This is a genomic window from Acinetobacter legionensis, from assembly GCF_048552295.1.
GTDB lineage: Bacteria > Pseudomonadota > Gammaproteobacteria > Pseudomonadales > Moraxellaceae > Acinetobacter.
In genome coordinates this window covers 340,072-346,389 of record NZ_JBIMCW010000001.1, presented here as the reverse complement: position 1 = coordinate 346,389, position 6,318 = coordinate 340,072, and the positions used below count along the sequence as shown (strand labels likewise).

The 6,318-nt window shown below is 34.9% G+C and carries 4 protein-coding genes; 3 read left to right on the top strand and 1 reads right to left on the bottom strand.

Features of this window, described 5'->3' with window-relative positions:
• Positions 1 to 112: 112 nt before the first annotated feature.
• A complete protein-coding gene (locus tag ACG916_RS01505; protein ID WP_419368146.1) occupies positions 113 to 2,419 on the top strand; it encodes a TonB-dependent receptor in 2,307 nt (768 codons plus the stop codon).
• 225 nt (positions 2,420 to 2,644) lie between these two features.
• Here the strand turns inward: ACG916_RS01505 and ACG916_RS01500 are convergent, their stop codons facing one another.
• On the bottom strand, positions 2,645 to 3,028 hold the full coding sequence (locus tag ACG916_RS01500) for a hypothetical protein (protein WP_419327101.1): 384 nt from the start codon (positions 3,026 to 3,028) through the stop codon (positions 2,645 to 2,647).
• A 364-nt stretch (positions 3,029 to 3,392) separates the two neighbouring features.
• Between ACG916_RS01500 and ACG916_RS01495 the strand changes: the two genes are divergently transcribed.
• A complete protein-coding gene (locus tag ACG916_RS01495) occupies positions 3,393 to 4,400 on the top strand; it encodes a T6SS immunity protein Tli4 family protein (RefSeq protein ID WP_419327102.1) in 1,008 nt (335 codons plus the stop codon).
• 2 nt (positions 4,401 to 4,402) lie between these two features.
• A complete protein-coding gene (locus ACG916_RS01490; RefSeq protein ID WP_419327103.1) occupies positions 4,403 to 6,310 on the top strand; it encodes a Tle4 family T6SS lipase effector in 1,908 nt (635 codons plus the stop codon).
• Positions 6,311 to 6,318: the final 8 nt, after the last annotated feature.

Below are 6,318 nucleotides of genomic sequence, written 5' to 3'. Positions count from 1 at the left end.
ACGTGCCATAAAATACTCCATATATTGATGTTTATAACATCATTTGGGGAGCAAAATATCACTTATAAGTGTTGTTCAAATTTCCTGATCCACCTCTCATCATACTCTAGCAATCGCTATTTCTTTACCGGTCTTTCCTGCATATGCGATTGAAAATAAACAGCTGACTGTACTTCCTGTGATTCGAGTCAATGCCGAAAATGATCCATTTATCAATCAAAGTATTGTTGTAGAAAATAGAAATGCAGACAATAAAACTTTAGGTGATGCTTTAAAGCATCTTTCAGGGGTACAAAGTAGCGCTTTTGGTCCCAATTCAGGTGCGCCTGTGATTCGCAGTTTAAGTGGAAACCGAGTGCAGATTTTGGAAGATGGTCAGTCTATTTATGGAATGAATAGTATCAGCGGCAATATTAATATCCCTTTTGATCCTTTATTCACTCAATCTGTTACTGTCAATAAATCTTCAGACAGTGTACGTTATGGTGGCAACGCCATTGGCGGAAGTGTGAATATTGATTCTGGTCTAATCGATACAGCGATGCCGAATAAAAGTTCTCAATTAGAGCTGGTAGCGAAAAAGGGCTGGAATGATTTTGATGCCAAAGGTTTTAAGCTCAATCTCAATAACCAAAGTAATTTTTCCACCAATTTATTGTTTTCTAGCCAAGATATGTCAGCTTATAAAATTCCGGGAGAGGGTAAAGCGAGCGTATGTAATAGTGGCGTATTTCCAGCGACGGGTGGGGTAAATACAGCATTGGCAGATGCTTGCCAAAAAGAAGCACGCATTCAAAAAAATTATAACACTGCATCTCAGCCTTATATTAACCAGTTTATGACAGAAAACCCTGATTGGGCAGATGGTTCATTTTCCTTCTATACGGATCAACCAACTACTGAGATGCGTGGAAAAACCTATACCAATCCGATAAACTCTAAATATGTGCCCAATACCCAGCAATATACTGAAAACAAAATTAATAAAGATGTCACACCCAACTATAAAAAAAAGCTGGGCAATAGCTATTTAGACAATCAACACTTTGCGATTGGAAGCACTTATTTTCTTAACAATGGACGTATTGGGCTCAGTGCTGATTCAAAAAAAAGTGAATATGGGGTACCCGGATTTTCTCTTGAAAATAAATCTTTTCAATCTACCAGTGACAGCATACCAGTCGGGGTGAAAACAGATCAGCGAAGATATGCCTTAGACAGCGAGTTTAATTTTAGCCCGTTGTTATTGAAACAAATACAATTTGATGTGAGTAAGAGCGTTAATACATCAGGAGAATATTTAGGATCAAAAATGGCCAATAACTATAAATTTGATACCCAACAGGCTGAATTATTACTTATGCATAGACCTGTTGAATTTTGGAATGGTTTTATTGGCTTTAATCAGATTGATCGTAAAGTGGTAGGGCATGGAAATTTACGTTATTTACCGAATATCAATACGCAAACACAAGCCGTGTTTATCAAGGAAAAATTAGACTTTGATTGGCTAGAACTCGATGCTGGTTATCGTAACGAAAAGGTTGAACATAAAATTCAAAAAAGTGATTTTGTACCATCCAGAAACTCACCGAATACAAAACTCACCGATACGAAATTTAATCTTGAAAGCTATAGTTTCGGTTCATTCTTAAAATATAATGATCTATTGGGTTTAAAGTTGCGTTATTCAGTATCAGATAGAGCACCTGAAATTAATGAACTTTATGCCAGCCATCCACATTATTCAATTATGTTACAAGAAGAAGGTAACCAAAAACTCAAAGAAGAACAGTCCAAAAATCTTGAGTTAACAGGTCTGTTCAATTATAAAAATTTTAATTTTGAAGCAACTGTATATAAGATGAAATATGACAAGTATTTGTATTTGACCCATTCAGGGGCACAAATGCGTAATCGTTTGCCACTCAAATATTGGACCCAGACAGATGCTGAAATTACTGGATTTGAAATTGATTTAAAACAAAAGTTTGAACTCAATCAGTATGGTAATCTTTTGATCTCTGCTTTTGCTGATTTGGTGAAAAATAAAAACTTGAATCCAAACAAAACCAGTTTAGCAAATGATGGAAATTACTTACCTAATATGCCAACGAACCGTTATGGGCTAAATCTTGAATGGAATAAAAATGATTGGTTAGCACGCTTATCCAATATTTACTACGATCAAGCTCAGTATTTAGGCAAAAATGTGTCTAAAGAAATTCCATTGCCGTCTTATAACTTGCTGGATCTACAAATTCAGAAACACTTCAAATTACAAAATGCCAATTTTGATGTTTTCCTCAATGGATCTAATTTGTTAAATGAAGATGCACGACCACAGAACTCGCCATTAAAATACATTGCACCTCTTCCTGGGCGTGGGGTACAGCTGGGTATAAGTATGAAAATTTAATCGCTTAACTTTTGTTGGCTAAATTTTATATGCGAGATCTTAACTTAAGATTTATTATCGGGGGCAATAAGTTGCTGTTGTCTAGAAGACTTCAAGCAACATGTTGGCCCCTTTATTTTGATAGATTGAGAGTAACAAATTGATGTGATTAAATTAAAAAATAGCTGTTAAAAATAGTCTATTCGATTCAATCATTACAGCTTGATTTATTACAGCGTGAATTGTTTAACATGCGATTGCTTCTTCACGTTCAAAAATAGATTCAACACTTTCAAATACCAAATGACAAGTTTGGTTTTGATATTGTCGCGCATAGCTGTTTACTGCATTTTCAAGCACTTGTAAAAAATCATTATAATTCTGTTCAAAGTCTAATAAGTCGAGTAAATCTGATTTTTTGCTGTTATGGCAGTTATATTTTTGAATAAAATCAAGCATTATTTTTTGAATAGGGGCGTGAGTAAAATAAATTAAATAAGTCGCTGCCGAACCACAATGCAAACAACCTTGTTCAAGATAAATTTCTTCACTGTTTAACCAGCAACATTGTAAGGTAAAAAATGCTCGAATCGCTTCAGTCGCTAGAGTAGGCTGTTCCAAAGTGTTCACCAATCTTTAGATAATGAAATTGATAATCATTATCAATTATATTTTGCAAAAAGTCTATTTGATAATCATTAAATTTCTTAAATGGTGTGCTGAAAGCTATATTGTGAAATTTAAAAAGCTTTTATAAGAAAAAATCGATTTAACAAAGACTGCAACTACAGAGTCCAAATATGCCAATTATTTTTAATAGCTTAATAATTAAATGATATTTATTGTTTTTTTGAGATTATTTACATTTTGTGTTAAGTTTTGCTTATTAATTTTAGGCTATAAGAATAAATAAATGTTGAACAATATTTTTACTTTCTTCAATAGCTAAGAATACTTATACATCTGATAACGCTTATCTAAAAAGGAAATATTAATGAATAAACTATTTTCTTCTTTATTACTCACCACTTGCATGATCACGACAAGTTGTACATTTGCACAATCAGCAATAAAAAATACTGGAAATAATATGATCAATTTAGAAAAAACTAAAACTTATTGTATTGGGCGTTATGTGGTTGATATTCCTGCTGAGGCTAATCCATTAGAACGTTATGATAAATATGATTCTTTTACTATTAAGGCTCAAACTAAAGCAACACGTCAAGATTTTGATGAAGCAGTTCAAAAATGGAGAAACGATTATTCCAAAGGTAATCGAAAAATTTTTGAAGACCCACAAGAACAAGTATTCGATGGTCGATTGACTAAGATTTTTAAAGGGAAATTAGCAGATAAAAAAATACTACCTTATGATGTTTTTGGATTTGTACTCGATAAAAATACTTTATTTTTAATTGAAGGAGGACATAGTGACTCCCCTGAAAGAACCAAGAGAAGTAACGAGGCGATTCATAATTTAGTGAAAAACTTACGCTATCGTAATGAACATGAGATTCCTAAGGAAGCAGGACAATGTATTTACCAAGGCTTTATCAAAGATCAAACCAAACAGTACCGCTATAGTATCCAAAAGCTTGGTTTTAGATTTAAGGACTATCCAACAGTAGTGTTACGTTTTGAGGCAGAAACAAATGATGAATATGTCTTGCCAATGATTCCACGGATAGAAAAAAAGTTTAAAGAGGTCGGGCAAAGCCAGCGTCAAATTGATAAAGGCAATATTCGTAAAGGTGAAAAAAATACTGGGCATTTAACGGGACAAGAATGGATTTCAGTAGAAAAAATGAAAGGAAAAAATGGCATTAGTGCCTTATGGGAACATACAGGCAGTGCCAATAATAGCCAAGATCCATTGATTAGTTTTGAGGTAGATACGGCACGTTCTTCACCTCTTACACAGAGCAGTAGCCTAGAACAATATGATGCCTTAAAACTATATGAATCGATTCTAAAAACCATCCGTAAATTCGGAGAATAATAATGTCAAATAATGTCCATCGTCATGAAGCCTATGAAATACTTTACGAATCTGGAAGTGTGTCTTATGTTTCATATACCACACCAGATAGTGTTAATTCCGAGTGTGTAATTCCTGCACCTGTCAGATATGTGGTGCCGATTATTTTTATTCCAGGGATTATGGGGTCAAATATTAAAGATACCGCTGATGATAAAGAGGTTTGGTATCCCAGAATATCACTGTCTACAATTATTGAATACAGTAAACGAGATGCACGAGAACGACAGATTGCCCTGAACCCAGCAACAACTCAGGTTGGGTACGATGGCGATGTAAAAATAAGTAAAAAAGCAATTCCACATATGACCAAAGACTTGGCTTTGGCACGCGGTTGGGGTTCAGTGATTACCATGGGTTATGCAAATTTACTGATTTATTTGGAGAGTAATTTAAATCAACCCTTCAAGAAATTAAAAGATCAAGAGAAGGATAAGTTTAATGGTACCGCTGAATGGGAAAAAATTGTCCAACCCGGCAATACAGACACGGAAAAAATACTTAAAAATTGGTCGTCGCAAAAAACCGTTGAATTATTAGGTCTAGAACAGCATGAGGAGTTGGCAGATTATGCTTTTCCAGTGTTTGCCTGTGGCTATAACTGGTTACAAAGTAATATGAAGTCAGCAGATCATGTTGCAGACCGACTGAATAATCAAGTTATGGCGCAAGTTAAAAAAGAATTTCCTACAGCAAAATTTAAAAAATTTATTATCGTTAGCCACTCTATGGGTGGCTTAGTGACTCGCGCCCTGATCCAAAATGCTAAAGTTAAAGATAAGATTGCTGGTGTGATACATGGTGCGATGCCTGCCAGTGGTGCGCCAGCAGTATATCAACGCCTCACTGTAGGCTGGGATGGTTGGAAAGCCTCAACAGGACTTTTCAAAAGTGCTGTAGCTTGGGCAACCAAATTTATGTTTGGGAATACTTCTGAACGTCTCACCGCAACATTGGCAAATGCGCCCGGTGGCTTAGAGTTATTACCTTTTTCAAATTATTCCAATGTTGAGGATTTTCCCAAAAATTCTCAAGCATGGTTGGTCATTAAAGCTAAAACGCCTACAGGTGAAATGACTGCCACATTACCCAAAACTGCTGATCCTTATACTGAAATCTACCAAAGAAAAGACTGTTGGTGGGCGATGATCAATCCTGATTTTATTGACCCAGCTGGATTGGTTGCAAAAACGGTAGATAAAGAAGGATATGATAGTATTTTTGATGTCTATATAAAGAATATAGAAACAGTTAAAGAATTACATGATCATATAAAAGATACTTATCATGCCAATACTTATGCAAGCTATGGTGCTGACGAAGGGTTTAAAGCATTTGGTCAAGTGGTCTGGCGTTGTAAAGAAGAGCTAAATATTAGCAGTGAAAATGAACTAATTGAATTAATGAGCTTATATGGCAAGAAAAATTTAATTGAACTCCCAGATATAAAAGATCGAAGTGATATAAAAGAAGACGATGTAACACGTGTTCAGGAAGATGATGCTGAATTAAGCATAAAAGGTTCGAAAATCCATAATTTATTAGACAATGCCTTTAAAAAAGATGGCATAAGGGAAGTCTTGCTAGATGAAAAGTCAAAAATTTCTAAAACCAATAAAGCCACGTTTTATTTAGATATTAAGCCAACCTCAAAGGGAGATGGAACGGTTTGTTATCAGTCTGGACAGGATGTGCGTGCTGATGGTCGTAGTCCAATTGAAACATTTATTATCAATGGTTATGAACATGCGAGTAGTTATGATAATGCGGATGTTCAATTAAATACCATCTACTGTATCGCAAATATTGTTGACATTATGAAGCAAGCTTCAGCAGCAGAAGTGTGTAAAAGTGAAATAAACAGACCATAAGCTAACTT